The 26,109-nt window shown below is 64.9% G+C and carries 24 protein-coding genes; 10 read left to right on the plus strand and 14 right to left on the minus strand.

Going from position 1 to position 26,109, the window contains the following annotated elements; all coding sequences use genetic code 11:
- Positions 1-16: 16 nt before the first annotated feature.
- The 3 genes from J4E08_RS02105 to J4E08_RS02115 are packed head-to-tail and all read right to left on the minus strand — an operon-like array spanning position 17 to position 2,117.
- Complete coding sequence (locus J4E08_RS02105) at positions 17-301, minus strand: DUF6525 family protein (protein ID WP_183964150.1); 285 nt, start codon at positions 299-301, stop codon at positions 17-19.
- Positions 301-912, minus strand: a complete 612-nt coding sequence (locus tag J4E08_RS02110) for a DUF1826 domain-containing protein (RefSeq protein WP_349537096.1) — start codon at positions 910-912, stop codon at positions 301-303. Before J4E08_RS02110 ends, J4E08_RS02105 begins: the two co-directional genes overlap by 1 nt.
- A complete protein-coding gene (locus J4E08_RS02115) occupies positions 912-2,117 on the minus strand; it encodes a GTP-binding protein (RefSeq protein ID WP_349537097.1) in 1,206 nt (401 codons plus the stop codon). The genes J4E08_RS02110 and J4E08_RS02115 overlap by 1 nt, the downstream gene beginning before the upstream one ends.
- Positions 2,118-2,402: 285 nt before the next feature.
- Between J4E08_RS02115 and J4E08_RS02120 the strand changes: the two genes are divergently transcribed.
- Together J4E08_RS02120 and J4E08_RS02125 are read left to right on the plus strand one after the other, a co-directional pair.
- A complete protein-coding gene (locus J4E08_RS02120) occupies positions 2,403-2,753 on the plus strand; it encodes a hypothetical protein (protein ID WP_349537098.1) in 351 nt (116 codons plus the stop codon).
- 83 nt (positions 2,754-2,836) lie between these two features.
- Positions 2,837-4,243, plus strand: a complete 1,407-nt coding sequence (locus J4E08_RS02125) for a PepSY-associated TM helix domain-containing protein (protein ID WP_349537099.1) — start codon at positions 2,837-2,839, stop codon at positions 4,241-4,243.
- Between the two features lie 257 nt (positions 4,244-4,500).
- Here the strand turns inward: J4E08_RS02125 and J4E08_RS02130 are convergent, their stop codons facing one another.
- Complete coding sequence (locus tag J4E08_RS02130; protein ID WP_349537100.1) at positions 4,501-5,211, minus strand: TetR/AcrR family transcriptional regulator; 711 nt, start codon at positions 5,209-5,211, stop codon at positions 4,501-4,503.
- Positions 5,212-5,336: 125 nt separating this feature from the next.
- Between J4E08_RS02130 and J4E08_RS02135 the strand changes: the two genes are divergently transcribed.
- The 3 genes from J4E08_RS02135 (at position 5,337) to J4E08_RS02145 (ending at position 8,417) form a co-directional block, all read left to right on the plus strand.
- Positions 5,337-5,606, plus strand: a complete 270-nt coding sequence (locus J4E08_RS02135; protein WP_349537101.1) for a hypothetical protein — start codon at positions 5,337-5,339, stop codon at positions 5,604-5,606.
- The gene (locus J4E08_RS02140; RefSeq protein ID WP_349537102.1) at positions 5,603-7,486 is read left to right on the plus strand and encodes a bifunctional sugar phosphate isomerase/epimerase/4-hydroxyphenylpyruvate dioxygenase family protein; all 1,884 of its coding nucleotides are present in this window, start codon (positions 5,603-5,605) and stop codon (positions 7,484-7,486) included. The genes J4E08_RS02135 and J4E08_RS02140 overlap by 4 nt, the downstream gene beginning before the upstream one ends.
- Before the next feature lie 379 nt (positions 7,487-7,865).
- Positions 7,866-8,417 carry a type II 3-dehydroquinate dehydratase gene (locus tag J4E08_RS02145; RefSeq protein WP_349537103.1) on the plus strand — a complete coding sequence of 184 codons (552 nt, stop codon included), beginning with the start codon at positions 7,866-7,868 and terminating at the stop codon, positions 8,415-8,417.
- Between the two features lie 23 nt (positions 8,418-8,440).
- Here the strand turns inward: J4E08_RS02145 and J4E08_RS02150 are convergent, their stop codons facing one another.
- A complete protein-coding gene (locus tag J4E08_RS02150; RefSeq protein ID WP_349537104.1) occupies positions 8,441-9,802 on the minus strand; it encodes an NCS1 family transporter in 1,362 nt (453 codons plus the stop codon).
- A 23-nt stretch (positions 9,803-9,825) separates the two neighbouring features.
- On the minus strand, positions 9,826-10,521 hold the full coding sequence (locus J4E08_RS02155; RefSeq protein ID WP_349537105.1) for an aspartate/glutamate racemase family protein: 696 nt from the start codon (positions 10,519-10,521) through the stop codon (positions 9,826-9,828).
- 135 nt (positions 10,522-10,656) lie between these two features.
- Between J4E08_RS02155 and J4E08_RS02160 the strand changes: the two genes are divergently transcribed.
- From J4E08_RS02160 to J4E08_RS02175, 4 genes are all read left to right on the plus strand, one after another.
- Positions 10,657-11,349 carry a GntR family transcriptional regulator gene (locus J4E08_RS02160; RefSeq protein WP_349537106.1) on the plus strand — a complete coding sequence of 231 codons (693 nt, stop codon included), beginning with the start codon at positions 10,657-10,659 and terminating at the stop codon, positions 11,347-11,349.
- Between the two features lie 148 nt (positions 11,350-11,497).
- Positions 11,498-12,412 (plus strand): LysR family transcriptional regulator, encoded by a 915-nt coding sequence (locus J4E08_RS02165; RefSeq protein ID WP_183964171.1) that lies wholly within the window; start codon positions 11,498-11,500, stop codon positions 12,410-12,412.
- Between the two features lie 94 nt (positions 12,413-12,506).
- Positions 12,507-13,856, plus strand: coding sequence for an allantoinase PuuE (puuE, locus tag J4E08_RS02170; RefSeq protein ID WP_349537107.1), 1,350 nt, complete (start codon positions 12,507-12,509; stop codon positions 13,854-13,856).
- Positions 13,853-14,338: an ureidoglycolate lyase gene (locus J4E08_RS02175; protein ID WP_349537109.1), complete on the plus strand. Its 486-nt coding sequence runs from the start codon at positions 13,853-13,855 to the stop codon at positions 14,336-14,338. Before puuE ends, J4E08_RS02175 begins: the two co-directional genes overlap by 4 nt.
- A gap of 112 nt (positions 14,339-14,450) precedes the next feature.
- Here J4E08_RS02175 and J4E08_RS02180 read toward each other — a convergent pair whose 3' ends face one another.
- The 7 genes from J4E08_RS02180 to bhcA form a co-directional block, all read right to left on the minus strand.
- Complete coding sequence (locus J4E08_RS02180) at positions 14,451-16,730, minus strand: NADP-dependent malic enzyme (RefSeq protein WP_349537110.1); 2,280 nt, start codon at positions 16,728-16,730, stop codon at positions 14,451-14,453.
- Between the two features lie 39 nt (positions 16,731-16,769).
- A complete protein-coding gene (locus J4E08_RS02185) occupies positions 16,770-17,765 on the minus strand; it encodes a type I glyceraldehyde-3-phosphate dehydrogenase (protein WP_349537111.1) in 996 nt (331 codons plus the stop codon).
- Between the two features lie 137 nt (positions 17,766-17,902).
- A complete protein-coding gene (gene bhcD / locus J4E08_RS02190) occupies positions 17,903-18,868 on the minus strand; it encodes an iminosuccinate reductase BhcD (RefSeq protein WP_349537112.1) in 966 nt (321 codons plus the stop codon).
- 65 nt (positions 18,869-18,933) lie between these two features.
- Complete coding sequence (locus tag J4E08_RS02195; protein WP_349537113.1) at positions 18,934-20,373, minus strand: NCS1 family nucleobase:cation symporter-1; 1,440 nt, start codon at positions 20,371-20,373, stop codon at positions 18,934-18,936.
- A gap of 147 nt (positions 20,374-20,520) precedes the next feature.
- Positions 20,521-21,684, minus strand: a complete 1,164-nt coding sequence (gene bhcC, locus J4E08_RS02200; protein ID WP_349537114.1) for a 3-hydroxy-D-aspartate aldolase BhcC — start codon at positions 21,682-21,684, stop codon at positions 20,521-20,523.
- A gap of 51 nt (positions 21,685-21,735) precedes the next feature.
- On the minus strand, positions 21,736-22,707 hold the full coding sequence (gene bhcB, locus J4E08_RS02205; RefSeq protein WP_349537115.1) for a beta-hydroxyaspartate dehydratase BhcB: 972 nt from the start codon (positions 22,705-22,707) through the stop codon (positions 21,736-21,738).
- Positions 22,704-23,897, minus strand: a complete 1,194-nt coding sequence (gene bhcA / locus J4E08_RS02210) for an L-aspartate--glyoxylate aminotransferase BhcA (RefSeq protein WP_349537116.1) — start codon at positions 23,895-23,897, stop codon at positions 22,704-22,706. Before bhcA ends, bhcB begins: the two co-directional genes overlap by 4 nt.
- A 171-nt stretch (positions 23,898-24,068) precedes the next feature.
- Here bhcA and bhcR point away from each other — a divergent pair, with 171 nt between their 5' ends.
- Positions 24,069-24,920, plus strand: a complete 852-nt coding sequence (gene bhcR, locus J4E08_RS02215) for an HTH-type transcriptional regulator BhcR (protein ID WP_349537117.1) — start codon at positions 24,069-24,071, stop codon at positions 24,918-24,920.
- Between the two features lies 1 nt (position 24,921).
- Here the strand turns inward: bhcR and J4E08_RS02220 are convergent, their stop codons facing one another.
- Complete coding sequence (locus tag J4E08_RS02220) at positions 24,922-25,764, minus strand: bifunctional allantoicase/(S)-ureidoglycine aminohydrolase (protein ID WP_349537118.1); 843 nt, start codon at positions 25,762-25,764, stop codon at positions 24,922-24,924.
- Between the last annotated feature and the right edge of the window lie 345 nt (positions 25,765-26,109).

The raw sequence follows: 26,109 nt of genomic DNA on the forward strand, positions 1-26,109 counted from the left end.
CTCTGGGTCATTGATGTCAGTGTTGGGAGTGCGCGTGGCCGGACAGCCCGCGCGGCAGGGTTTCGCGGGCGAGGCAGGCGGCCTCGGCACGGGTCAGGCGGTCGAGCACGGTGTCCACGGTCTCGCCGCGCTGTCTGGCGCGGGTCCAGATGCGGCGACAGGAAGCCGGTGACCAAGGCAGCGCGGCCTCTGCCATCCAGCGGCGCAGCGGCGCAGGCAGCGCGTCGTAGGCCCGCATCGGGTCACCGTTGCGGCGGCGTCGGCGCTGGCGGACCTCCCCAAGGTTCGAGGCGCGATCCATCAGCACGCCCCCAAATCGTCCACCGGGTCGATCACCAGCAAAAGGCGCGGTGCGCCGTCCGTCGCGGGCGGTGAACGATGCACGATCCCCGCCAGGCCCGCCCCCGGCCAAAGCGCGCCGCGAAAGGCCCCGACGCTGCCGCGGGCCATCTGATGCACCGACTGCGCGCCGCCGTCCGCGTCCATCGGCCCGAACTCCGTGCCCGGCCCGCGCAGGGTACACAGCACGCGGCCCGGAACCGCATCCACGTGCCACTTCGGGCAGGGCTGGCCCGCGCTGACGGACAGGCGCACCTCCAGCATCGGCGCGGCGAGCGCCATGGTCGCCTGCCGGGCGATGGTTGCCACCTCTTCGGCCAGGGCATCCGCACACGCCGTCGCACCCGCCTCGCGGCAGGCCGCGCGCACCGCGTCTGCGACCTTCGCGCTCGGAAGCGTCCGCCGCATCCGTGGCAGCTGTTCCAGTGGCAAACCGTCCAGCCAGGCCGCCAGTCCATCGGGCAACCCGCGCTGCCACAACGCCAGCGATACGCCCTCCGCCCCGAGTGTGAGCAACACCCGCGGGTCGGGGCTGGCGTTCATCGCCGTCGCGATCCTTGGCAGGTCCAGCATCACGCGGCCTCCTCGGCACGGCGCCAGAGCGGGAAGGGGTCGGGCAGGTCCGGCAGATCGTCGGGTCCGGTCGCACCGGGCAGCAGACAGGCGTCCAGCCGCCGCTCCAAATCGGGCCAGTCGATGCCCGCGCCGATAAACACCAGTTCCTGCCGCCGGTCGCCCCACGGCTCCTGCCAGTGCGCGGCCATATAGGCCTGCGCGCTGTCATGTTGCGGACGTCGCGCCTCCGGCACAGAGGCCCACCAGGTCCCAAGCGGCGTCACGCCCGACAGCGCCCCGGCCAACGAGAACTCCGCCACCCAATCGGGGCGCGTGGCGATCCAGAAATGCCCCTTGGCGCGGATCACGCCGGGCAGGTCGCCCTGCAGGACCGCCATGATACGCTCCGGCACGAAAGGCGCGCGGGCGCGATAGACGTGGCTGGTGACGCCGTACTCTTCGGTTTCCGGCGTGTGATCCGCGAAACCGTAGAGCTCCTTGGCCCACATCGGATGCTCATGGGCACGCTCGAAATCGAAAAGCCCGGTGTCCAACACGGCCTCCGCAGGCACGTCCGAATGATCCGCCTCGATGATCCTTGCATCGGCGTTCAGCGCGCGGATGATCTTGCGCGCGGCATCGACGCGGTCAGGCCCGGCATCGGTCACCTTGTTCAGCACCACCACATCGGCGAATTCGATCTGGTCGGTGAGCAGATGCACGAGGGTGCGTTCATCACCGTCCCCCGCCGTCTCTCCGCGATCCGCCAGGAAATCATGGCTGGAGAAATCGCGCAAAAGGTTCACCGCATCGACCACGGTCACCATCGTGTCCAGCCGCGCCACATCGGACAGGCTGTGGCCGGTCTCGTCACGGAACTCAAAGGTCGCCGCCACAGGCAGCGGCTCGGACACGCCGGTGGATTCGATCACCAGGCTGTCAAACCGCCCTTCGGAGGCCAGGCGCGCCACCTCGGCCAGCAGGTCATCACGCAGCGTGCAGCAGATGCAACCGTTCGACATTTCGACCAGCGTCTCGTCGGTGCGGCTGAGCTGCGTGTCGGCGCGCACGAGGTCGGCGTCGATGTTGACCTCGGACATGTCGTTGACGATCACCGCCACCCGGCGACCGTTGCGATTGTTCAGGACACGGTTGAGCAACGTGGTCTTTCCCGCGCCCAGAAAGCCGGACAATACCGTAACCGGAAGCCTGTGATCTTGCATCTCGAACCCTTTCTTTCAGGCGCAAAGAGCCACGCCTCCCGCCACGGCGGGCGGGAGGTCTGCGCCGAGTTTTCGTTTCGTCATTGCTGTCGGCCGCAAGGGGCCATCCCCGTCAAGCCACTGACTTGCGAGGGAAAATTCATGGGCCTATCGGCTGCCCCGTGTGTTATTGTATAACGTTACAAACTCGCAAGCGGTTTTTTTGTCCTCGCGGCAAATCGCGGATCGGCGCCAAGTTTCTTTTCCATCTTTCCCACGGACGGGCAGGGTGGCATAAGCCGCGCCATGTCGACCCGCGTGCCCCTGATCTGCGTCCTTGTGCTTGGCCTGTGCCTTGCGCTCACGAGCGTTGTCTCGGCGATGCTGATGGCGCCGGAGCAGGGCGACCGGGAGCGCGCGATCTTTGTCATGACATTCGGAGAGGGCGACCTCTGTGCCGATCACGACGGACACGGCACGCACGAGCACCGTTGCCCCTTCTGTCACGCCACGCCGCAAGCCCCCGAGCTGACCGCGCCGACCCTGGAGCTGGCCTTCGCGCCGCACGACCTCTGGCGGCAGGGCGAGGCACTGCATCGCGCGGCCCAGGGCCGCAACATCAATCATTCCACGCGGGCACCGCCCCGGATCGTCTGACCCAGACCTGATCCACCGCACCCTGTTTCGCGGGGTGCTGCCTGCTTCATGCCCGTCGCTGACGGGACAGTTGGAATGTTCACATGACTGACACTTCAAACCGCGCGGCCAGTTCCGCGCTCTATCGCGCTGTCTGGCGCTGGCACTTCATCGCGGGGCTCATCGTCCTGCCCTTCGTCCTCATTCTCGCCGTCACCGGCGGCGTCTATCTCTTCAAGGACGAGATCAACAACGTTGCACATGCGGACCTGCGCTTCACCGACGCGCGGACCGAGAGCCTGCCACCCTCCGGCATCGTCGCCGCAGCCCTCGAAGCGCATCCCGGAACGGTCAAGGCCTACACGCCGGCCCCGGCAGCGGACCGCAGCGCCGAGATCGACATCGTTGACGACGCGGGGATGCGCAACACGGTCTACGTCGATCCTGCCGACGGGCGCGTTCTGGGCACCCTGTGGGATGGCGGCGCGGCGGGAAGCCCGGCCATGTACGTGGTGCGCAAGCTGCATTCTCTGGAGTACATCGGCTGGTTCGGCAATCGCCTGATCGAGGCCGCCGCCGGCTGGATGGTCCTGCTGGTTGCCAGCGGCGTCTTCTTGTGGCTGCCGCGCGGGCGCAAGGTCGGCACGGTGCGGATCAAGGCCCGCAAGGGCCGCCCCTGGTGGCGCGACCTGCATGCGGTCACCGGGATCTACACCGGTGGTTTCATCATTTTCCTCGCCATGACGGGCCTGCCATGGTCCGGCGTCTGGGGCGGGAAATTCTACGACACGGCCTATGCTTTGGGCCTCGGCATGCCTGACGGCTACTGGTCGGACAAACCGCTCTCGGGTGTGCCCACCAAGGACGTTGTCGACCGTGCCCCCTGGATCATGGAGCAGCAGCCCATTCCGATGTCCGACAGAGGCAATGCACACGCCGGCCACGGGGCAGGTGCGGCGGCGATCCCCGAGGGTGATGCGGTCTCGCTTCCGGTCCTCGATGACGCGGTCGCAACGGTGGAGCGTCTGGGCATCGTGCCGGGCTATGCCGTCACCTTCCCGAGCGGGCCGACCGGGGTCTTCACCGCGTCGGTCTACCCCGATGACATCACCTACGAACGGGTCATCCATCTTGATCGCTACTCCGGTGAGGTGCTTTACGACGCAGGGCTCGAAGATCTCGGCACGCTCGGTCGCTGGGCCGAGTGGGGGATCAGCGTCCACATGGGCCAGGAATGGGGGCTGCTGAACCAGCTGGTTCTGGTGCTGGCCTGCGCCGCCATGGTCGGGCTCTGCGTCTCGGCCGCCACGATGTGGTGGAAGCGCCGCCCCTCCGGTGCGCTCGGCGTGCCGCAGGTCCCGGCAGACTGGCGCATTCCACGTACCCTGTTGGTCATGGCGATTGCCGCCGGGATCTTCTTTCCGCTGGTGGGGCTGTCTATGCTTCTGCTCGTGCTAGTGGAACTTCTGGCCTATTTCCGTGATCGCCATCTGTCGGCCACGCGGGCGTAAGCGATCAGTTTGCGTATAGCGCCGCTGTCTGCCCTCCGGCCACGGGCCCTCTGAACAGTGCCGCCAGTGTCACGCTGGCGGCACTGTCTTTCGGGGCAAAGGGCTGCAAGCGGCCATCTCGCCAAAGGCGAGGGGCTCACTCTTCATCCAAAGACAGGCTGATACGGCCCTGTCTTTCCCGGATGCCCGACAGACCTATCCCTTGGGTTCAAATGATGCCTGGACGAACGCGCGCCAGCGGCTGTCCTGCCTCGGGATCAGTCGGCAGGCGTGTCGCTGTCCGGGATCGCCCCTCTGGACCGTATGCCATGCAGGGCGGAGGGCTTTAGCGCGGTGGCGAGGATGCTTTCCACGATCTGCGCCCGCAAACGCGCCTGCGCCTTTTCCTCGAACAGGTCGGGGCCAAAGATCGCGGAAAAGGTCGGGCGGTTCGACAGGTTGAAGAAGCTCGCGGCGCTGATCTGCCAGTGCAGCGCAACCGCGTCGAGGTCAGACCGGAAAAGCCCGGCATCCTGCCCGCGTCGGCAGATGTCTTCGAGCTTTTCGATCGCTGTCACGTTCATGTCCCGGATGATCTGCGACGCCGCGAGGTTCTCGGCGTTGTGGATGTTCTCGATCATCACCATTCGGATGAAATCCGCGGACTTGCGGTGGTGGTCAAAGGTGAAGGCCACGAGCCGCGCCAGCGCCTCGTCCGGGGGCAGATCGGCCAGATCCAGCGCGGCCTCTCCCTCGCGCACGGTCATATAGGCTGTTTCAAGCGCCTTGGTGTAGAGGCCGAGCTTGTCACCGAAGTAATAGTAGATCATCCGCTTCGATGTGCGGGTGCGCGAAGCGATGGTTTCGATCCGGGCGCCGGACAGCCCCTTCGCCGCGAATTCCGTCAGGGCCACGGAGAGGATATCTCGTTGCACTGCCTCGGGATTCTGCCTCCAGCTGCGGCGCTCTGCCTCGGTATTCTTTTCCATGCGACCCTCCACTCCGACGCATTAGCACATGCAAAATGGACACGTCAGTCCCTTTTTCCTTGACGAATTGTACCGTGCGGAACAATTTGAGCGCAAGAATTTTGGAAAGGGAGCTCCGCGCGTCCATGAATCTTGAACAACCGCCAGAAACAGGTGTGGACCGCGGCCAGACGGTGCTGAAACTGGGCCTTGTCGGTCGTGGCATCCAGTTGTCGCGCACCCCGGCGATGCACGAGGCCGAGGCAAAGGCCCACGGGCTGACCTGTCGCTACGATCTTCTTGATACCGACGCGGACACCCAAGACGACCTTGCCGCCATCCTGGCCCAGGCCGACGCTGACCGGATGCGCCTGACGTTTCAAAACCTCGCTCCGACCGAGGGAGAACTTGTATGAAAACGGGCATCGCCACAGTGTCGATCTCGGGCAACCTCGAGGAAAAGATCGAGGCCATCGCCGAGGCCGGTTTCACAGGGATCGAGATTTTCGAGCAGGATTTCATTGCCGATATCCGCAGCCCCGCCGCCGTCGGGCGCCGTATCCGGGAAAGCGGGCTGGAGGTCATGCTTTTCCAGCCGTTCCGCGACTTCGAGGGCTTGCCCACGGCGCTGCGGGCCAAGGCCTTCGAGCGCGCGCGGCGCAAGTTTGACGTCATGCAGGAGCTGGGCTGCGAGCTGATGCTGATATGCTCGTCGGTGCATCCCGAGGCGCTTGGCGGCATCGACCGCGCCGCAGGGGATCTGGCCGAACTGGGCGATCTGGCGGCGTCGCGGGGTCTGCGGGTCGGGTACGAGGCGCTGGCCTGGGGCCGTCACGTGAACGACCACCGCGATGCGTGGGAAATCGTGCGGCGGGCGGATCATCCGAACGTGGGGCTGGTCCTGGACAGTTTTCACACCCTGGCCCGCGGGATCGACCCCGAAACCATCCGACGCATTCCCGGCGACAAGATCTTCTTCGTGCAGCTGGCGGACGCGCCCGCGATCGAAATGGACTTGCTCTACTGGTCCCGGCACTTCCGCAACATGCCCGGCGAAGGCGACCTGCGGGTCACCGACTTCATGCGGGCCGTCATGGCGACGGGCTACGCAGGGCCGGTCAGCCTCGAAATCTTCAACGACCAGTTCCGCGGCGGCAGCCCGAAAACCATCGCCCGCGATGGCTACCGCTCGCTGATCGCGCTGATGGACGACGTGCGGCGCCAAGAACCAGAGGCCATGTCGGGCGTGCCGCCATTGCCCGCCCCGGTGAGGGTGCATGACACCGCGTTCATTGAATTTGCAGCACAGGGGGCGGCCCTGACCGCACTTGAAGACTTGCTGGCAAGCCTTGGGTTCCAGCGCAGGGGACGACACGTTTCAAAGGCGGTGACGCTTTGGCAGCAGGGCAACATCCGGTTCCTGCTGAATGCCGAGACGACGGGCCACGCCGCCAATGCCTGGACTGTCCGGGGCACGACGATTTGCGACATCGGGCTTTCGGTGGCCTCCGCCGAAGACACGGTGATCCGCGCAGAGGCCCTTGGGGCGCAGCCGTTTTCGCAGCCCATCGGCCCGGGAGAGATGCCCATCCCGGCGATCCGCGGCCTTGGCGGCAGCGTCATGCATCTGATCAGCGAAGGTGCGCTGTCAGAAGTGTGGGATGTGGATTTCCTGCACGAGGATGCGGCCACGCCAGAGGCCGGTCTCACCCGCGTCGACCATATCGCCCAGACCATGAGCTATGACGAAATGCTGTCGTGGTCGCTGTTCTGGACAACGCTTTTCGACATGCAGAAAGCGCCGATGGTTGACGTGGTCGATCCCGACGGTCTGATCCGCAGCCGGGCCATCGCGGCGCCCGACGGCGCGGCGCGCATCACGCTGAACGGCGCCGAGTCGCACAAGACCCTCGCAGGCTCGTTCCTGGCAGACGGGCTGGGCGCGACGATCCAGCACGTGGCGCTGGCCACGAACGATATCTTCGCCACCGCCGAGGCTCTGAAAGCGCGCGGATTTGAGGCGCTGCCGCTGTCACCGAACTACTTCGACGACCTGTCGGCGCGCTTTGACCTGCAGCCGGAGCAACTCGACCGCATGCGCGCCGCGAGCATCCTGTATGACGCCGATGAGCACGGGGAGTTCTTCCAGTTCTATTCGAAACCCTTTGCCGGCCAGATGTTCTTTGAAGTCGTCGAGCGTCGCGGCGGATATGCTGGCTACGGCGCCCCCAACGCCCCGTTCCGCATCGCGTCCCTCAAGCGTTTGCAGCGCGCCAAGGAGATGCCAACGGTCTAGAAAACACAGGCCTTTTGGGAAGGGGCCTATAAAAATCACGACATGCTATCGCAGAACCGGTGGCATCAACGACAGGTGGGAACGGATGATCGTTTCCGTCCTGCTGGTCGGCATATACGGCGGCGTCACCACCCCGACCGAAGCCACAGCACCGGCCGCGCTCTCTGCCTTTATGGCTGCAACGGGTGAATAACGGAGATCCCGATGACCCTCACAGTCCCGATCATAAACGGCCCCGGCCTCGACATGCTCGGCACGCGCCAGTCCGAAATCTAAGGCCACGACACGCTGGACGACGTCGAGGCGCTGTGCCGCCGGACGGCAGGGGACGAAGGCGTCGGAAATCGTCGTTCGGCAAGGCGACAGCGAAGCCGAGAAAATGAATTTGATCAAGCAAGCCCGCGGCACGCGCGATGGCCTCCTGATCAACCCCGCCGGGTTCACCTCCACGTCTATCGCGATCCTCCACAGCTTGCTGATCTACGACGGGCCGCTCATCGAGGTGCATATCTCGCCGCTGTTCAAGCGCGAAGCGTTTGGCCATTCTCTTACGTGGCCAAGGCAACGACGGCAAAGATCGCGGGCTTCGGCATTCGAAGATACGCGTTTGCCCCGCGGAAGCGGGCGGAAATCGCGCGCACCTGTCGCAGCGCCGAACAGACCGCAAGCCGTAATCTGCTTTGCAACATCCGACCTGCATGCGATCCCGACGGCGCGGCGATGCAGGTGGGACGTCAGCACGCCGTCTCCGCGAAAAATCAACGCCAGTCGGATCGACCCGCGCCTGTGCCGTCCGATCAGCTTCAGCGTGAGCAAATGCACGGCCATACCTCCATATCCACGCAGGCCCCACCCGATGCACCCGGTTTTGTTCGCGCCGGATCGTTGGAAACGAGAAACGCCGCCTTGTCAGACAAGGCGGCGATCCTGACTGTCATCGGTTGCGGTGAACCGTCACTCCATGAAGCGTTTGGCCGAGGGCATGACGCGCATCAGGATGTAGTAGGCCGCGCCCGCAGGCAGAAGGCTCGCGTACCAGCTGATGCCCGAGAACAGCAGCGCCGCGACGACACCAACGGCCATGGCAAAGACAGCGGCCCAGTTCACGCCCTTGTAAGGGCCGTTTTCGTCATAGAGCTTGTCCAGGTCCAGCGTCTGCTTGCGCAGGACATAGTAGTCCACCACGAGGATCGCGAAGATCGGGCCGAGGAAGGCAGAATAGGTCTGGATGAACAGGCTCAGACCGGCGGCGGATTCATCCTTCACCAGTTCCCATGGGAAGGTGGCAAAAGCCAGCAGGCCCACAAGGATCGCCGAGACCTTGAACTTGATCTTGAAGATATCCATCAAGGCGTAGGCCGGGGGCACCACGTTGTTGAGAATGTTCGTCGTGACCTGCGCAAAGGCGATGAACAGCAACGTAACGACCAGAAGCAGCTTGTTGTCGACAGCACTGGAGAAGACCTTGATCGGATCGACCTCGCCGGTTGCGCCCGACACCATCAGGCCGATCAGCCCCATGAACAGTGTCGCGGGCAGGATCGAGTTGGCGTAGATCGCGACCTGCCGCACCGGCCCCACATTGTGGCGCAGCTCGCGCGAGTAATCCGACACGTTCAGCATCATGGTGGAGTAGATGCCAAGGAACAGCATGGTGGCTCCCCAGAACGGCGCGCCCCAGGTGCCGTCGACATTCACCAGGTTGGTGGAAATCTCGTCGCCGTATTTGTTCAGGACGCTGAAGAACATGTAGACCAGCGACCCGATGATAAAGACGGAGCCGATGTTCTCCAGCCACTTGATGCCGTGGAACCCCAGCACCGACAGGCCGATCTGCAGAAACTGAAAGCCCACGAAGAAGACGACCATGTTGCTGAAACCAAAGAGGGTCTCAGAGACGAGGTTCAGCGCCCCGGCGCCGATCCAGCTTTGGAACCCGAACCAGACGATTGCCGGCACCGAACGGACCAGCGCCGGAAGCCGTGAGCCGGAGAACCCGAAGGCAGAGCGCGCCTGCACCATGAACGGGATGCCGTACTTGTGCCCCGCCTGGCCGTTGATCATCAGCGCCGCGCCGATCACGGTGCAGCCGATGCCGATGGCCACGACCACCTGCAACAGGTTCAGCGTCCCGACAAGGCCCGACCCGACGGTGAAGGTGCCGATCGACACGCAGCCCCCCAGCCAGGCAAAGAGATAGGACCAGGGGTCCATGATCCGGGTCTGTTGCGGCGCAAGGCTTTCCTCCCCCAGCCCCTTTTCGTCGTGATCGGCGATCTGGCCACCGGCCATCCCGGTTTCTGCATTCATCGTCATGTCTACTCCTCCCTAGAGCATTCTTATTTCTTGTTCGGCGTCGAATAGCCGGAAATCTTGCTGGTCTTCAGGCCAGCCCCCACCAGCGCTTCGATCATCTTGGCCGCGACTGTGACGCCATCAATGACCGGAATGCCTGTTTCGGTGCTCAGCCACTCGGTCAGGTCGGCCATGCCTGCGCAGCCCAGCACGACCGCCTCGCAGTGATCCTCCTCGATGGCGCGCAGGATCTCGTCCCGGACCTTCTCGCGGGCGCCTGATCCTTCCTCTTCGAGCGCCAGCACCGGGATCGCCGCGGATCGGACTCGGCGGCATTGGTGCGACAGGCCGTAGCCGTGGATCAGGTGTTCGATCACGGGGATCGACCGGGGCAGGGTGGTCACCACCGAAAACGACGTCGACAACATGCTGGCCGCCTTCACTGCCGCCTCGCACAGACCGATCACCGGACCGCTGGCCAGTTCGCGACAGGCACCGATGCCGGGATCGTCGAAACAGGCCACGACGATGCCGTCGGTGCCCGCCGCCTCTGCCTTGGCGATCTCGGCCAGCAGACCGGGCAGGGACATGGCTTCGTCGTAGTGGCCCTCGATGCTGGCCGGGCCGGTGCCGGTGGCCCCGACGATGACCGTGTCCGAATGCACCACGGCCTGCGCGGCCGCGACGGCTTTGTCCGTCATGGCGGCGGTGGAGTTCGGATTGACGACTAAGATTTTCATGGAGCCTCCTCTTGTTATCATAAATTGTTAACAATAGTTGCTAACACGTCAAGCGTCTTGCCGTCGGAGCAGCCTTGCAAACCCGTGCCCCGCTGCCTAACGTACTGCAAAGAAAGTTTTTATTTTCAGAGCGCCATGCAAAGTCTCCCCGAAAACGAAATCGTTGAATCGATCCTGAGCGCAATCGCGGAACAGCGTCTGCCAGCGGGAACAAAGCTGGGCGAACAGACGCTTAGCGACCTGTTCGGCTGCAACCGGGCGAATGTCCGGCGCGCCTTGGCCACGCTGGCCGCACAGCATGTGGTCGAGCTGCGGCCGAATCGCGGCGCCTTTGTCATGACCCCCTCGCCAAAGGAGGCCCGCGACGTATTCCAGGCCCGTCGCGCCATCGAACGCACCATCGCGCGCGCCGCTGCCGGTCAGGCCAGTCCGGAAGACATCCGGTTCCTCCGGCAAAACATCCGCGAAGAGGCCGAGGCCCGCGATGCCCGCGACAAACCCGCCGAGCTGCGTGCCTCGCGCGATTTCCACATGCGCATCGCACAGGTCGCCGACAACGAAGTGCTCGACCGTTTCCTGTCCGAGCTGACCATGCGCAGCACGCTGATCCTTGGCCTGTACGCCCGCCATGGCACATCGTCGTGTGCCGAGGACGAACATGCCCGCATCGTCGATGCGCTGGAACGCGGCGACAGCGACGAGATGGTCGCCCTGACCGACAGCCACCTGCGCCACCTTGAGGCTGATCTGGATTTTGATGCGCAGCCAAGGGCGGCGACGCTGCAGGACCAACTGGCCCCGCGCCGCGCCCCCTCGCAAAACGCCTGACCACGCTGCAAGGGCGAATGCTGGCCCCCCGTTTTGTATCGTGCTAAAGGCGGCAATTGAACGTCAGCATCAAAAAAGACGGAACAATGCAGGTGCCGGACCTCGTCCTGCCTGCCACGCCGTCGCGCCTGCAGCGGGATTCGCCACCATGAGCTATATCGACAACATCCGCACGTTTGTCCGGGTCTACGAACTGGGCAGCATGTCTGCCGCAGGGCGCGACCTGCGCATTTCGTCTGCGGTCACCTCTTCGCGAATTTCCCAGCTGGAGGAACATCTCGGCGTGCGGCTGTTCCAGCGGACCACGCGCAGCCTGTCCCCGACCGAACACGGACAAAGCTTCTACCGTGGCGCGACGGAGATCCTCGAAGCCGTCGACCGGGCAGAAGCCCAGATCATCAACGTGACCGAGAACCTCAAGGGATCGCTGTATATTGCGGCTCCGCTGGGCGTCGGGCGGCGTCTCATCGCGCCGCGCGTGCCGGAATTTCGTGCAGATTATCCCGACGTCAGCATCCGCCTGCGCCTGACCGACCGCAAGGTTGACCTGACCACCGAGGGGCTGGATCTGGCCTTTTTCCTCGGCCAGCCCGAAGACAGCAACCTGCGCATTCGCAAGATCGCCGACGTCGACCGCGTGCTCTGTGCCTCGCCCGACTACGTTGCGCGCCGGGGCATGCCGGTCGATGGTGACGCGCTGATCTCGGACCAGCACGAATGCCTGAACCTACGCTTTCCCGGCGCGCAGGAGCCGCGCTGGCGCCTGCAGACCCCGGACGGCCCGCGCCGTTTTGCCGTCACCAGCCATTACGAAAGCGACGACGGCGATGTGCTGACCGACTGGGCGCTCTCGGGGCAGGGCATCCTCATGAAACCGCGCTTCGAGGTGGCCGATCACCTTGCGTCGGGCGCCCTCGTGCCCGTGGCGGAGGCGACGCCGCCGGAGCCGATCCAGATGGCGTGTCTGTTCACCCATCGCCGCCGCCAGGACCCCAAGACCCGCATCTTCATGGAATTCATGATCGACCGCATCAGCGCCGCCTTTGCCCAGGGCGCGGCATAACCGGTCGCCGCTTGCCGAAGGTTCTTTCGCATTTTTTTTGACAATGCTTGTCGATTTTATCGCCTAGGGTGCGCTCAAAACGGAGGTTCCTGATTTGCAACGCTACCCCAGAGACATGGCCGGACACGGCCCGGACATGCCCGAAGCCCGCTGGCCCAATGGTGCCAGGATCGCCGTCCAGATCGTGCTGAACTACGAGGAAGGCGGCGAAAACAACGTCTTGCACGGCGATGCTGCCTCCGAGGCCTTCCTGTCGGAGATCACCGGGGCGCAGCCATGGCCGGGGCAGCGGCACTGGAACATGGAGACCATCTACGAATACGGCAGCCGCGCGGGCTTCTGGCGCGTCTATGATCTGCTCAAGGACAAGGCCGTGACCGTCTACGGGGTCGCCACCGCTCTGGCGCGGGCACCGCGACAGCTCAAGGCGATGCAGGACGCCGGTTGGGAGATCGCCAGCCACGGCCTGAAATGGGTGGAGCACAAGGACATGCCCGCCGAGGAAGAGCGCGCCCAGATCCGCGAGGCGATCCGCCTGCACACCGAGGTCACAGGCACCCCGCCGCGCGGCTGGTACACCGGGCGCTGTTCCATGAACACGGTCGAACTGGCCGCTGAGGAAGGTGATTTCGCATATATCGCAGACAGTTACGCCGATGATCTACCGTATTGGGTGAAGGTCGGAGGCAAGGACCAGCTGATCGTGCCCTACACGATGGACTGCAACGACATGCGCTTCGCCATTCAGGCGGGCTTTACCGACGGCGCCCAGTTCGAGGGATACCTCAAGGACAGCTTTGACATGCTCTATGCCGAAGGCCAGGCTGGCAAGCCGAAGATGCTGTCGATCGGTCTGCACTGCCGCCTGATCGGGCGTCCCGGTCGGGCCATGGCGCTGAAGCGCGCGCTGGAGCATATGGCCGGGCATGACGGCGTCTGGTTCGCCACCCGCGAAGAGATCGCCGATCACTGGGCCACCATGCACCCGCCCGAGGACCGTCCGCGCCCCTCGCAGATGGATCGGGACAGCTTTGTCGCCGCCTTTGGCGATGCCTTCACCGGAGGGGCCTGGGTGGCAGAGGCGGCGCACGCGCTGGAACTCGGGTCGCATCACGACTGCGCGGTCGGCCTGCATCATGCACTGGCGCGGGCGTTCCGCTCCGGCAGCGAGGCGCAGAAGCGCACGGTCCTGACAGCCTGTGCCGCCGCGATCCCCCCGACACTCGACGATCATCAGCGTGCCGGGTACGATGATCTCTGCGCCCGCTACGCCGATGTCCACGGCATGCCTTTTGTGTGCGCACCGCAGGATCTGACCGCGTCCGGGCTGATCGACACGCTGCAGCGCCGCATTGCCAATGACCCGAGCGCGGAATTCGCCGAAGCTTGCGCGCAGGCGGAACGCATCGCAGAATTAAACTTGGCGGAGAAGATGACCACATGAACACGATCCATATCCACCCCCTGATCGCCGACACCTTTGCCCCCTTCGGCGATGTGATCGACACCGCCGGTGCGCCGGACAAGATGATCAACCAGGGCCTCTGCGGGCGCTTCCATGACCGCGCGGGCCTAGATTTCATCGACGGTGGCAAGGCCGGCATCAGCCTGTTTCAGGCAGAACTGCGCAAGCTGCCGCTGAAGCTCGACATGATGGAACGGCACCCATTGGGCAGCCAGGCGTTCCTGCCGATGTCGATGGATGGGTTTCTCGTGGTGGTCGCCCCGGATGACGGGGGCCGTCCCGGTGCACCGCTGGCCTTCAGGACGGCACCGGGGCAGGGCGTCAACTACCACCGCAACGTCTGGCACGGGGTGCTTGCACCGCTGTCCGGGTCCGGCCTGTTTGCGGTGATCGACCGGATCGGGGCGGGCGACAACCTGCAGGAACACTGGTTCGACCAGCCCTATATGCTGGAAGGCTGACGCCACCGCCGATCATGCCGAAATTCAACGGGCCGGGCGCGTACAGCACCCGGCCCGTTTTTGCACCGACCCTTTGGGCGGCGGGGCGTGGGGATGCGCCGCGCCGGCTGGATCATCCGTAGGTGGCCACCTCTGCCCCGGCCAGCGCCGCGATGTTGAGCAGCCCGCGCGGGGTCACTCCCGGCGTCACGATATGCGCGCGGTTGCCCATGCCCATCAGGATCGGCCCGACCTCAAGACCCCCGGCCGCGCTCTTCAACAGGTTGCGCGCGGCCCCGGCGGCGTCCGTGTTGGCATAGACCAGCACGTTGGCGCGCCCGTCCAGACGGTTGCCGGGCAGCAGTCGATCCCGCAGCTCCGGGTCGAGCGCGGCATCGGTGTGCATCTCCCCCTCGTACTGGAAATCGCGCGCCTCGGCGTCAAGGATCGCCAGCGCGCCGCGCATCACCCGCCCGGAGGCGCTGTCGAGGTTGCCGAACTGCGAGCCGGAACACAGGGCTATGCGCGGCTCCAGCCCGAACCGGCGCACGTGACGCGCAGCCGAGATCACCGTGCGCGCCAGCGTCTCCGGCGTCTGTTCGATGTGGATATGGGTGTCGGCCACGAACAGGGGGCCGTCATCGAGGATCACCATGGACAAGGCGCCTGCCGGGCTGAACGCCGGGGTGGCCAGCATCTGGCTGACGTAGTTCAGATGCCACAGGTACTGCCCGAAGGTGCCGCAGATCATGCTGTCGGCATCGCCGCGATGCACCATCGTGGCGGCAATGGCCGTTGTGTTGGTGCGCATCACGGCCTTGGCCAGGTCGGGCGTCACACCTTGCCGCCTCTGCGCCTGATGGTAGCTTTGCCAGTAGTCGCGATACCGCTCGTCGCTTTCGGGGTTCACGATGTCAAAGCTGTGCCCCGGAACGATCGACAATCCGGCGCGCTCGATCCGCTGGGCGATGACGTCCGGGCGCCCCACGAGGATCGCGCGGTCGGTGCTGTCTTCGCTCATGGATTGCACTGTGCGCAGCACGCGGTCATCCTCGCCCTCGGCAAAGACGATGCGCCGCGACGACTGGCGCGCGGCGGCAAAGACACCGCGCATCACCAGCGAGGATTTGAAAACTTCCGCCTCCAGCGCCTGTTTGTAGGCCTCAAGATCCCGATCCCGGCGGGCCGCGCCGGACTCCATTGCCGCACGCGCCACGGCCACGGCGATGGTCGGCAGCAGGCGCGGATCGAAGGGCTTCGGGATCAGGTATTCGGGGCCAAAGGTCAGCCGTTCGCCCTCATAGGCCTCGCCCACCTCGGCAGAGGTGGTGGCCCGCGCCAGCGATGCGATGGCATCGACGCAGGCCAGCTTCATCGCGTCGTTGATGTCATCGGCCTCGGCGTCGAGCGCGCCGCGAAAGATGAAGGGAAAGCACAGCACGTTGTTGACTTGATTGGGATAATCGCTGCGTCCGGTGGCGATCATAGCCCCGGGTGAAGCGGCGCCGGCCTCTTCTGGCATGATCTCGGGCGTTGGGTTGGCGAGCGCGAAGATAATCGGGTTCTCCGCCATCTCGCGCACCGCGGCGGCGGGCAGGGCGCCGGGACCGGAGAGGCCAAGGAACATGTCCGCGCCCTTCAGCGCCTCGTCCAGCGTCATGCCGTCGGGCGCATTGGCAAAGGCCATTTGCTCCGGCGCCAGATCGGCGCGGGCGGGATGCAACACGCCGGAGCGGTCGAAGACGGTGATGTTGGCCAGCGGCACGCCCATCTTGTGCAGCATGGTCAGGCAGGCAACCCCTGCCGCTCCGGCCCCCAGCCCGACGATGCGGATGTCCTCGGCGCGCTTGCCGGCGATGCGCAGGGCGTTCTGCGCTGCGGCGGCGACCACGATGGCGGTGCCGTGCTGGTCATCGTGAAACACCGGGATGCCCATGCGCTCCCGGCAGATTCGCTCCACGATAAAGCAATCCGGCGCCTTGATGTCCTCCAGGTTCACCGCGCCGAACGTCGGTTCCAGCTTGCAGACAAGCTCCGCCAGCGCCACGGGGTCGCTTTCATCCACCTCGATGTCAAAGCAGTCGATACCGGCGAATTTCTTGAACAGGACGGCCTTGCCCTCCATGACCGGTTTCGATGCCAGCGCCCCGATGTTGCCAAGCCCCAGCACGGCGCTGCCGTTGGAAATCACCGCCACCAGATTGCGTTTGGCGGTGTAGCGTGTGGCAAGGCCCGGATCAGCTGCGATCTCGGTGCAGGCTTCGGCGACACCGGGGGAATAGGCGCGGGACAGGTCGCGCGCTGTCTCCATGGGTTTGGTGGGGCGGATCTCCAGCTTTCCGGGGCGCGGCAATGCGTGGTAGTCGAGCGCCGCGCGCCGTTCGTTGTCTTTCCGTGTCTCGTCAAGAGCCATGGTGTCCTCCTCCTTGTCGTTGATCTGAAATCGACGCCGTCAGCCCAAAGGACCCGAGCGCGCGGCCATACGGCGCGCCATGTCGATCATCCGGGCGGAAAAGCCCCATTCATTGTCGTACCAGCCCAGCAGCCGCAGTTGGCGCGGGCCGGTCGTCATGGTTTCGGGCAGCGCCAGCACCAGCGATTCAGGCCGCGCCCGCAGGTCGGTGGACACGCAAGGATCGCTCGTCAGCCCGATCAGGGGGGATTCCGCCAGTGCCTCTTTCAGGAAGTCCGCCACGGGCTGTTCGATGTCCTCGTGTGTCTGGATTACCGCGTCGATGGCCGACACCGACAGGCATGGCACGCGCACGGCGGCGATGCTCAGGCGGCTGCGGAAGTCGGGCAGCACGCCGACCACCTGCGCGGCGGCACTGGTGGAGGTCGGGATCATCGACACGGCGGCTGCGCGCGAGCGCTCCGGCGAGGGGCCGGGCGCGTCGACGGTCGGCTGGCTGCCGGTATAGCAGTGGATGGTCGTCACATGGGCGGTCTCGATTCCCAGGCCAAGATCCAGAAGGCGCAGCAGCGGCGCGATGGCATTGGTGGTGCAGGACGCATTCGACACGATCCGGGCATCGCCCAGATCCTGATCGTTGGCGCCAAGCACGACGGTCGCATCCGCGGCGGCAGACGGGCCGGAGATCAGGACGTCGCGCGCCCCTGCGTCGAGCCCGGCCTCTGCCACGGTGCGTGTGGTGGCCCGCCCGGTGCATTCCAGCACCACGTCGACCCCGCTCAGATCCAGCGCGCGCAGATCCGCTTGCTGGCTGAAGGCGATGCGGCGGCCCGCGACCTCGATCCAGCCGGGACCGGTGCCGACCTCGGCAGGCAGCGGGCCATATACGCTGTCATAGCGCAGCAGGTAGGCGCAGGTTTCGAGGCTGGCAATGTCATTGATGCCGACGATGTCCAGGCCGGTGTCGCCGGTCAGGATCTGGCGGAACAGCGTCCGCCCGATGCGGCCGAAACCATTGATGAAAACGCGGGTCATGAAGGGCCTCCGTACATGAGAAAGAGCGCAGGCAGCCATGCGGTGAACACGCCGTTGGTCAGCGCTGCCACGGATGTCTGCCTGCGAAATGGTCTCTGCATGGCCAGACGCGTTCTGACCTCAGGGAGACATGAAATTCAGAAATCGACCTCGATGGCTATCCCTTTTTCCACGGCCAGGTCGACGACCGCCGACGCGACCGCGAGATCCTGAAGACCGACACCGGTGCCGTCGAACAGAGTGATCTCGTCGTCCGAGCCGCGGCCCGGGTGGCTGCCGTTGATCACGGCGCCCAGCTGATGCACGTCGGCCTCGGCAATCAGGCCTTCCGCAATGGCGTGCTGTGCCTCCCCGATGCTGATCGACTGGGCCACTTCGTCGGTGAACACGGTGGCGCGGGCCAGCAGGGCGGCCTCGACCTCCTGCTTGCCCTTTGTGTCCGTGCCCATGCAGGCGATGTGGGTGCCGGGGCTGACGTGATCGGCCATCAGCGAGGGCGCAAAGGCCGAGGTGATCGAGATGATGACGTCTGCCTCCTGCATCCCGGGCAGATCGACCGCCTCGAAGGGCACGCCCGCTTCGGTGGCGACCTTTTCGATATTGGACAGCATTTCAGGGTGGTAGTTCCAACCGATGACCTTGTCGAACGGACGCTGCTCCAGCGCGGCGCGCAGCTGGAACGTCGCCTGATGGCCCGCGCCGATCATGCCGATGACCTTGGCATTGTCGCGGGCGAGGTGCTTGATCGAGACCGAGGATGCGGCGGCGGTGCGCAGCGCGGTCAGCAGGTTGCCCCCGACTATGGCGGCGGGCTTGCCCGTGTCCGGGTCGAACAGAAAGACGGTGGACTGGTGATTGATCAGGCCCCGCTTTTCGAGGTTGTTCGGCCAGTAGCCGCCGGCCTTCAGGCCCAGCGTCAGACTAGCGCGGTCAAAGCCGCCCTTGAAGCCGTATAGCGCGTCTTCATGGCCAATTGCCTCGCGCACCACGGGGAAGTTGTAGGCGTCCTGCGCGGCCATGGCGGCAAAGACTTTCTCCACGGCGTCAAAGGCCGCCTTGCGGGTCATCAGGTTGGCAATTTCGCGTTCAGGCACGATCAGCATTTGGGTCTCTCCGAAAGTTGAAAGGGGACCGCCGCACAGGGGGCACGACGGTCCGGTGTCGTGGCTCAGGCCGTGGGCACGCGGCCCTTGGTCAGCGTGTTGTAGATCGCCCCGCCCAGCACGGCGCCGATGACCCAGGCGTAGCCATTGAGGAAGCTCAGCGCAGGCACCCAGACCGTCGCGATGGAAAACACCGCCGCGATGCCAAAGGCCTTCACCGCAGGCGCGTTCCACCCGTTGCCGTAGTGGTATTCACCGCCCTCAAGTGTATAGAGCGCGTCGCGGTTCAGCGTTTCCTTGCGGTGCCAGTAATAGTCCACGATCATGATGCCGAAGATCGGTGCCAGCGTCGCCCCCAGCGTGTTGACGAAGCCACCGATGCCGAATTCGCTGATGAAGCTGGTCCATAGCCCGCCGATCAGCAGCGCAAAGAACGAGGTGATCAGGCCCCCGGCGCGAAAGCTGATGCGGTCCGGCGACAGGTTGGCGATGCCGTTCACCGCTGGGATGAAGTTGGCCACCAGGTTGATGCCCACGGTCGCGGCAAAGAAGGTCACGGCGGCGATCACGCTCAGCAGGATGCTGTCGGTGCGCTCGACGATCTCTGTCGGGTTGATGATGGCCTCTCCGTAGACGACGGCCGCGCCGCCGGTGGTCAGCAGCGCCAGCGCCGAGAACAGGATCATGTTGAACGGCAGGCCGATCAGGTTGCCTTTCACCATCGACGCCTTGCTGCGCGAGTAGCGCGAGAAGTCGCTGAAGTTGATCATCACGGCGGCGAAGTAGGCGACCATGGTGCCGACGATGGCAACGAAGCCGTTGAACTCAGTCAGGAAGGTGCCTTCGGGATTGGCAAAGATCGTCTGGGTGGCGGACAGCAGCTCGCCGTCGGATTTCTGCCAGAGCACGATCACCAGCCCCAGCATCACCACGTAGACGAACGGCCCGGCGATGTTGAGGAAGGTTTCCACCCAGTCCATGCCGCGCCAGAAGATCACGATGTGAAAGGCCCAGACCAGCACGAAGGACAGCCAGTCGATGCTGGTCAGCCCCAGGATCTCGGCCCCGCCGGACAGGCCGGTGAGTGCGCGGATCAGCAGCGCCAGCGCGGTGGAGGCAAAGTAGACCTGCACCCCGTACCAGAAGACGGCGACCGTGGCGCGCAGGATGGCGGGCAGCTTCGCCCCTTGGGTGCCAAGGCTGGCGCGCGCCAGAACCGGGTAGGGGATGCCGTATTTCTCACCCGGCGCGCCGGACAGGTTGACCATCCACATGGTGAACAGCCCGGCTGCGATGAGCCCGGCGAATGCGGTCCAGCCGCTCACCCCGTAGGAGATGAACAGCGAGGCCACCAGCGAGTAGCCGAACAGCGACTGGACGTCATTCGCCCAGATGTTGAAGATGGCGAACCACCCCCATGTCTTTTCTTCCGGCGCCACCGGATCGAGCGCCGCGTGGGCCCCCGTGTCGGCGTGACTGGCGCCTTGATCCATTACTTCGGTCATGTCCCTCTCCCTTTTTTTTGATGTGTGGCAGGCTTCTTTCATGGCCTGCCGTGCCTGCGTGCCGCGGCCTGTCTGCGCCGCGGGATGCGGCATTTACGACAGGAAACCGCCCGACCCCTCCCCGGGCCGGGCGTTCGCGTCACCGGATCAGTAGGCGCGTCCGCGGGCGGACACCGGCCAGACGCATTCGACCTTGCCGCCGCGCACACCGACGTACCAATCATGCACGTTGGCGGTCGGGTCGCAGTGGCCCGGCACAAGGCGCAGCTTGTCGTTGACCTTCAGCACGCCCTGCGGGTCCATGACCACGCCGTGTTCGTCGGAACACTTGATGTATTCCACGTCGTCGCGGCCAAAGATGACGGGCAGGCCGCTGTCGACGGACTGCGCCTTGAGGCCCGCGTCGACGATGGCCTTGTCGGCCTTGGCGTGGCTCATGACCGAGGTCAGGATGAAGAACGCGTTCTCCCACTCGCCCTGGTCGATGCGGTTGCCGTCCTTGTCGAGGATGCGGCCATAGTCCGCGTCCATGAAGGCGTAGGAGCCGCATTGAAGTTCGTTGTACACGCCGGAGTTCGACTCGAAGTAGTACGACCCGGTGCCGCCGCCGGAGACGAGCGTGCAGTCGATGCCCTCTGCCTTCAGACCGTCGACGGCGTCCTTGACCTGCGCGATGGCGATGTCGAGCTTGGCCTTGCGGTCTTCGTAGCTGTCCATGTGCTGCATCGCGCCCTGATAGGCCTGAATGCCGGTGAAGGTGAGGTTATCGGCGGCGACGATGGCCTTGGCGATGTCGATGACCGCTTTGGTGGTGGTCACGCCGCAGCGGCCCGCGCCGCAGTCGATCTCGATCAGGCATTCGATCTCGGTGCCATGGGTCTGCGCGGCGGCCGACAGCTCTGCCACGTTGTCGATGTCATCGACACAGACGATGGTGCGCGCGCCGTGCTTGGGCAGCTGGGCGAGCCGGTCGAGCTTGGCCGGGTCGCGCACCTGGTTGGACACCAGCACATCCTTGATGCCACCACGGGCAAAGACCTCTGCCTCCGACACCTTCTGGCAGCACACGCCAACCGCGCCGCCCAGCTCTTGCTGAAGCTTGGCCACGTCGACGGACTTGTGCATCTTGCCATGCACGCGGTGGCGCATACCGTGCGCCTTGGCATAGTCGCCCATCTTCTTGATGTTGCGTTCCAGCGCATCGAGGTCGAGCACGAGCGCGGGGGTCTGGATGTCGGCCTCGTCCATGCCCGGCTTGGCGGGAATGTCGAAGCCCACGTCGTATGCGTCGAAGTTTGTCAGATCTTTCATCGGGTCCTCCTGAAAATTGTCAGCTGACAATTTTAACGAATTTTTAAGGGTTTAGCTGGCAGCGAGCCACGGCAGGCGGTCGAGGTCGACGTTGCCGCCGGTGATGACGATGCCCACGCGCTTGCCCCGGAAGGCTTCGGGGTTCTTCAGAACGCAGGCCATGGGGACGGCGCTGGAGGGTTCCATGACCACGCGCAGGTGCTTCCAGATGATCTTCATCGCGTCGATGATCTCGGTTTCCGAGGCGGTGTAGATCTCGGTCACATGGCCCGACACGAAGTGCCAGGTCAGATCCTTCAGAGGGACCAGCAGGCCGTCGGCGATGGTCTTGGGCGAGTCATCGGCAATGATGTGCCCGGCCTTGAAGCTGCGGTAGGCGTCGTCGGCCTGTTCCGGTTCCGCCGCGATGACCTGACATTCCGGGGCTAGTGTCGCCAGCGTCAAACAGGTGCCGGAGATCATGCCGCCGCCGCCGATGGGGGCAACGACCATGTCGAGACCGTCGGTCTGCTCCATGAACTCCTTTGAACAGGTGCCCTGGCCCGCGATGACGCGCGGGTCGTTGTAGGGATGCACGAAATCCCCGCCGGTGGCCGCCTGGACTTCGGCAAAGGTCGCCTCACGCGAGGATGTGGAGGGATCACATTCGGTGATGACGCCGCCGTAGCGACGGACCGTGTCCTTCTTGGCCTGCGGTGCGGTGCGCGGCATGACGACGTTGCAAGGGATGCCCCGGCGCATGGCGGCGTAGCTGAGGCAGGAGGCGTGGTTGCCGCTGGAATGGGTCGCCACACCTTTGGCGGCCTGCGCGTCATCAAGCCCGAAGACCGCGTTGCTGGCGCCGCGCACCTTGAAGGCCCCCGGCTCCTGAAAGTTCTCGCATTTGAAGAACAGCTGCGCGCCGCTCAGCTCGTTGAGATAGGCGGAGGTGCGGACCTCCGTGCGGCGAATGTGCGGCTTGATACGCTCATGGGCGGCGAGCATGTCCTCGTAGGTGGGAATATACATCGCGTGGTCCTTCATTCCGCGGCGACCTTCCGTGCCTGCGCGGGATTGGCGCGGTAGTAGTCCTGCGCCGCGCCGGTGCCGATGCCCTGCGGGATGTTCAGGCCAAGGTCGGCCATGCACATTTCAGCGGTCGCGATGCCAGAAAGCGCCATCACGTCCGTGAGCGAGCCGAGGTGCCCGATGCGGAAGACCTTGCCCGCGACCTCGCCCAGACCAGTGCCAAAGGCCACGCCGTAGGTGTTGGCGGCATGTTCGACGATGCTGGTGGCGTTGAAGCCGTCCGGCGTGCGGATCGCGCTGACGCTGTCGGAGTAGACCTCGGGCGAGGCCGCGCAGAGCTCCAGCCCCCAGGCCCGCACGGCGGCGCGCACGCCCTCGGCGATGCGGTGGTGGCGGGCAAAGACGTTCTCAAGCCCTTCGGCCAGCAGCATGGTGCAGGCTTCGTTCAGCCCGTTCAGCAGGCCGACGGCGGGGGTGTAGGGATAGGCGTTGTTGGCATAGCCCTTTTCCATGTCCTTCACGTCGAAGAAGGTCCGGGGCAGGGTCGCCGTCCCGGTCGCGGCCATCGCCTTGTCCGAGAAGCCGGTGATCGCCAGGCCGGGCGGCAGCATGAAGCCCTTTTGCGAGCCTGCCACAGCCACGTCGACGCCCCACTCGTCAAAGCGGAAGTCCATCGAGGCGATGGAGCTGACCCCGTCCACGAACAGCAGCGCCGGGTGGCCGGCCGCATCCAGCGCGCGGCGCACGGCGGCGATGTCGGATTTCACGCCGGTTGCGGTTTCATTGTGGGTGGCCAGCACGGCCTTGATCCGGTGACCGGTGTCGGCGGTGAGGATTTCCTCGTAGCGGTCGGCGGGCAGGCCCTGGCCCCAGGGCGTTTCGACCACCTCGACGTTCAGCCCGTGACGCTGGCACATGTCGATCCAGCGGTGGCTGAACATGCCATTGCGTGCGGCCAGCACGGTGTCCCCGGCGGAGAGGCAGTTGGTCAGCGCGGTTTCCCAGCCACCGGTGCCGGTGGAGGGGAAGATGAAGACATGGGCGCCCTCGCTTTTCAGGACCTTGCGCACGCCCTCGCGGGCGGGGTGCAGGATCTGACCGAACAGCGGCGAGCGGTGGTCGATGGTCGGCATGTCGCATGCCTTGCGCAGGCGTTCGGGGATGTTGGTCGGCCCCGGAATGAAAACGGGATTCTGAAAGCTCATGTCGGTCTCCTTACGGGTCGGTGCAGGGAAGGTACGCGATGGCGGCCTTGCGACATATATTTTCGTATCCCGCGTATTTGGCACGGAAAATTTCAGAAAGATAAATGTTTACAGGGGTTTGTGTTTTTCATATCGTGAAACGAAATTTCATTGAAAGCCAGAAGGCATCTTATGGAAAATCATGACAATCCCGCCGCGGCCAAGCGTCGGGCGCGGGGGCGTCCGCGTGATTGGGACGACAAGACCTCGCAGAACACGATCAAGTCGCTGGATCGTGCCATGCAGGTGCTGGAATTCATCAGCAAACGGCAGGGCATGGCCCTGAGCGCGATTTCGGAGGAGATGGGGCAGTCTGCCTCCACGGTCTACCGGGTTCTGGTGACGCTCGAAGGCCGGGGGCTGGTGGAATTCGATCCCGAAGAGCAGCTGTGGCACATCGGTCCGCGCGCCTTCACGATCGGGTCACGGTTTTTGCGCCGCACCAGTCTGGTGGAGCGGGCCCGCCCGATCATGCGCAAGCTGATGGAGGCGACGGGCGAGACCGCGAACCTTGGGGTCGAGCGGGAGGGCAAGGTGCTGTTTCTCAGCCAAGTCGAAACGCACGCCAATATCCGGGCCTTCTTTCCGCCCGGAACGCTGTCGGACATGCACAGCTCCGGCATCGGAAAGACGTTGCTGGCGCAGATGGAGGGGGAGCGTCTGGCGCGTCATCTGGCGGGCGGTTTGCAGGCCTTTACCCCGCACACCATCGTCACCGCCGAGGCTTTGCAGGCGGACCTTGCCCGGATCCGGGCGCGCGGCTTTGCGTTTGATGACGAGGAGCGCAGCATCGGTATGCGCTGCATCGCGGCACCGGTCTTTGGCATCGCGGGGGAGGTGGTGGCCGGGATTTCTGTCTCCGGCCCGACGAGCCGCGTGACTCCGGATCAGGTGGCGCAGCTCAGCCAGCCGGTGATTGCGGCGGCAGAGGCCCTGACCCAGTCGATCGGCGGCGTGGTTCCCCCGCCGCCGACCGGCGTGTGAGTCAGCGCGTCTGCGGCTGTGCGCCGAGGCGCAGCGGCATGTGGCGGTTCACATCCTTGTAGAGCAGGTAGCGGAAACGCCCCGGCCCCCCGGCATAGCAGGCCTGAGGGCAGAAGGCGCGCAGCCACATGAAATCGCCTGCCTCGACCTCGACCCATTCGTTGTTGAGCCGGTAGGCGGCCTTGCCTTCGAGCACGTAGAGGCCGTGCTCCATGACATGGGTTTCGAGGAAGGGAATGACGCCGCCCGGCTCGAAGGTCACGACGGTGACGTGCATGTCGTGGCGCAGGTCGTTGGGGTCGACGAAGCGGGTCGTGGCCCAGGCGCCGTTGGTGTCAGGCATGGCCGTCGGCGCAATGTCCTGTTCGTTCAGGATCAGGACTTCGGGTTCGTCGATCCCCGGCGCCGGTTGCCAGATCTTGCGCACCCAGTGAAAGCGCAGAACCTCGGTCCCACGGTTGTGCAGCGCCCAGTCCGCCGAGGGCGGCAGGTAGGCATAGCCGCCCGGTGTCAGCACATGCGTCTCGCCGTTCACGTCAAGCGTGGCCTCACCCTCGACAACGAAGAGCACACCCTGCGCGCCGGCCTCTTCTTCGGGCATGTCAGAGCCGCCGCCGGGCTGCACTTCCATGATGTACTGGCTGAAGGTTTCGGCAAATCCGGTCATCGGGCGGGCAAGCACCCACAGACGCGTGTCTGTCCAGCCGGGCAGAAAGCTGGTGACGATGTCGCGCATCGTGCCGCGCGGAATGACGGCATAGGCATCGGTAAAGATCGCGCGGTCGGTCAGCAGCTGGTCCTGGCCAGGCAGCCCGCCGTGCGGGGCGTAGTATGTAGCAGACATCAGAGTCTCCGGTTACGATTTGAGCCGAATATGTCGCTTGGCCATTGCCAAGGAAAGCTACGAGGAGCGGGCATCTCTTTCAAGATTAATTTGACAATCTGGCTGCGTGGGGAGGGCAAGGGGGACCGGTGGGCACAAGGGACGCCGGGCGCCCATTGCCGGTCGCGGTGAGGGTGCGTTCAGGTTCGGGTGGGGCAGATGTCACCCGACGGCTGTTTGGGGCTTTGGGACATCAGATCACAGGCGGCCGCGCGGCGATATTGTTCAAGCCCGGTGCGCCCGGAGGCCTGAGCTTACGCTGGCGCAGGGCCTTGGATTTGACACGGTGAGAGCAATAATCGCCGG

Source organism: Sagittula sp. NFXS13 (assembly GCF_040148795.1).
Classification (GTDB): Bacteria; Pseudomonadota; Alphaproteobacteria; order Rhodobacterales; family Rhodobacteraceae; genus Sagittula; species Sagittula marina.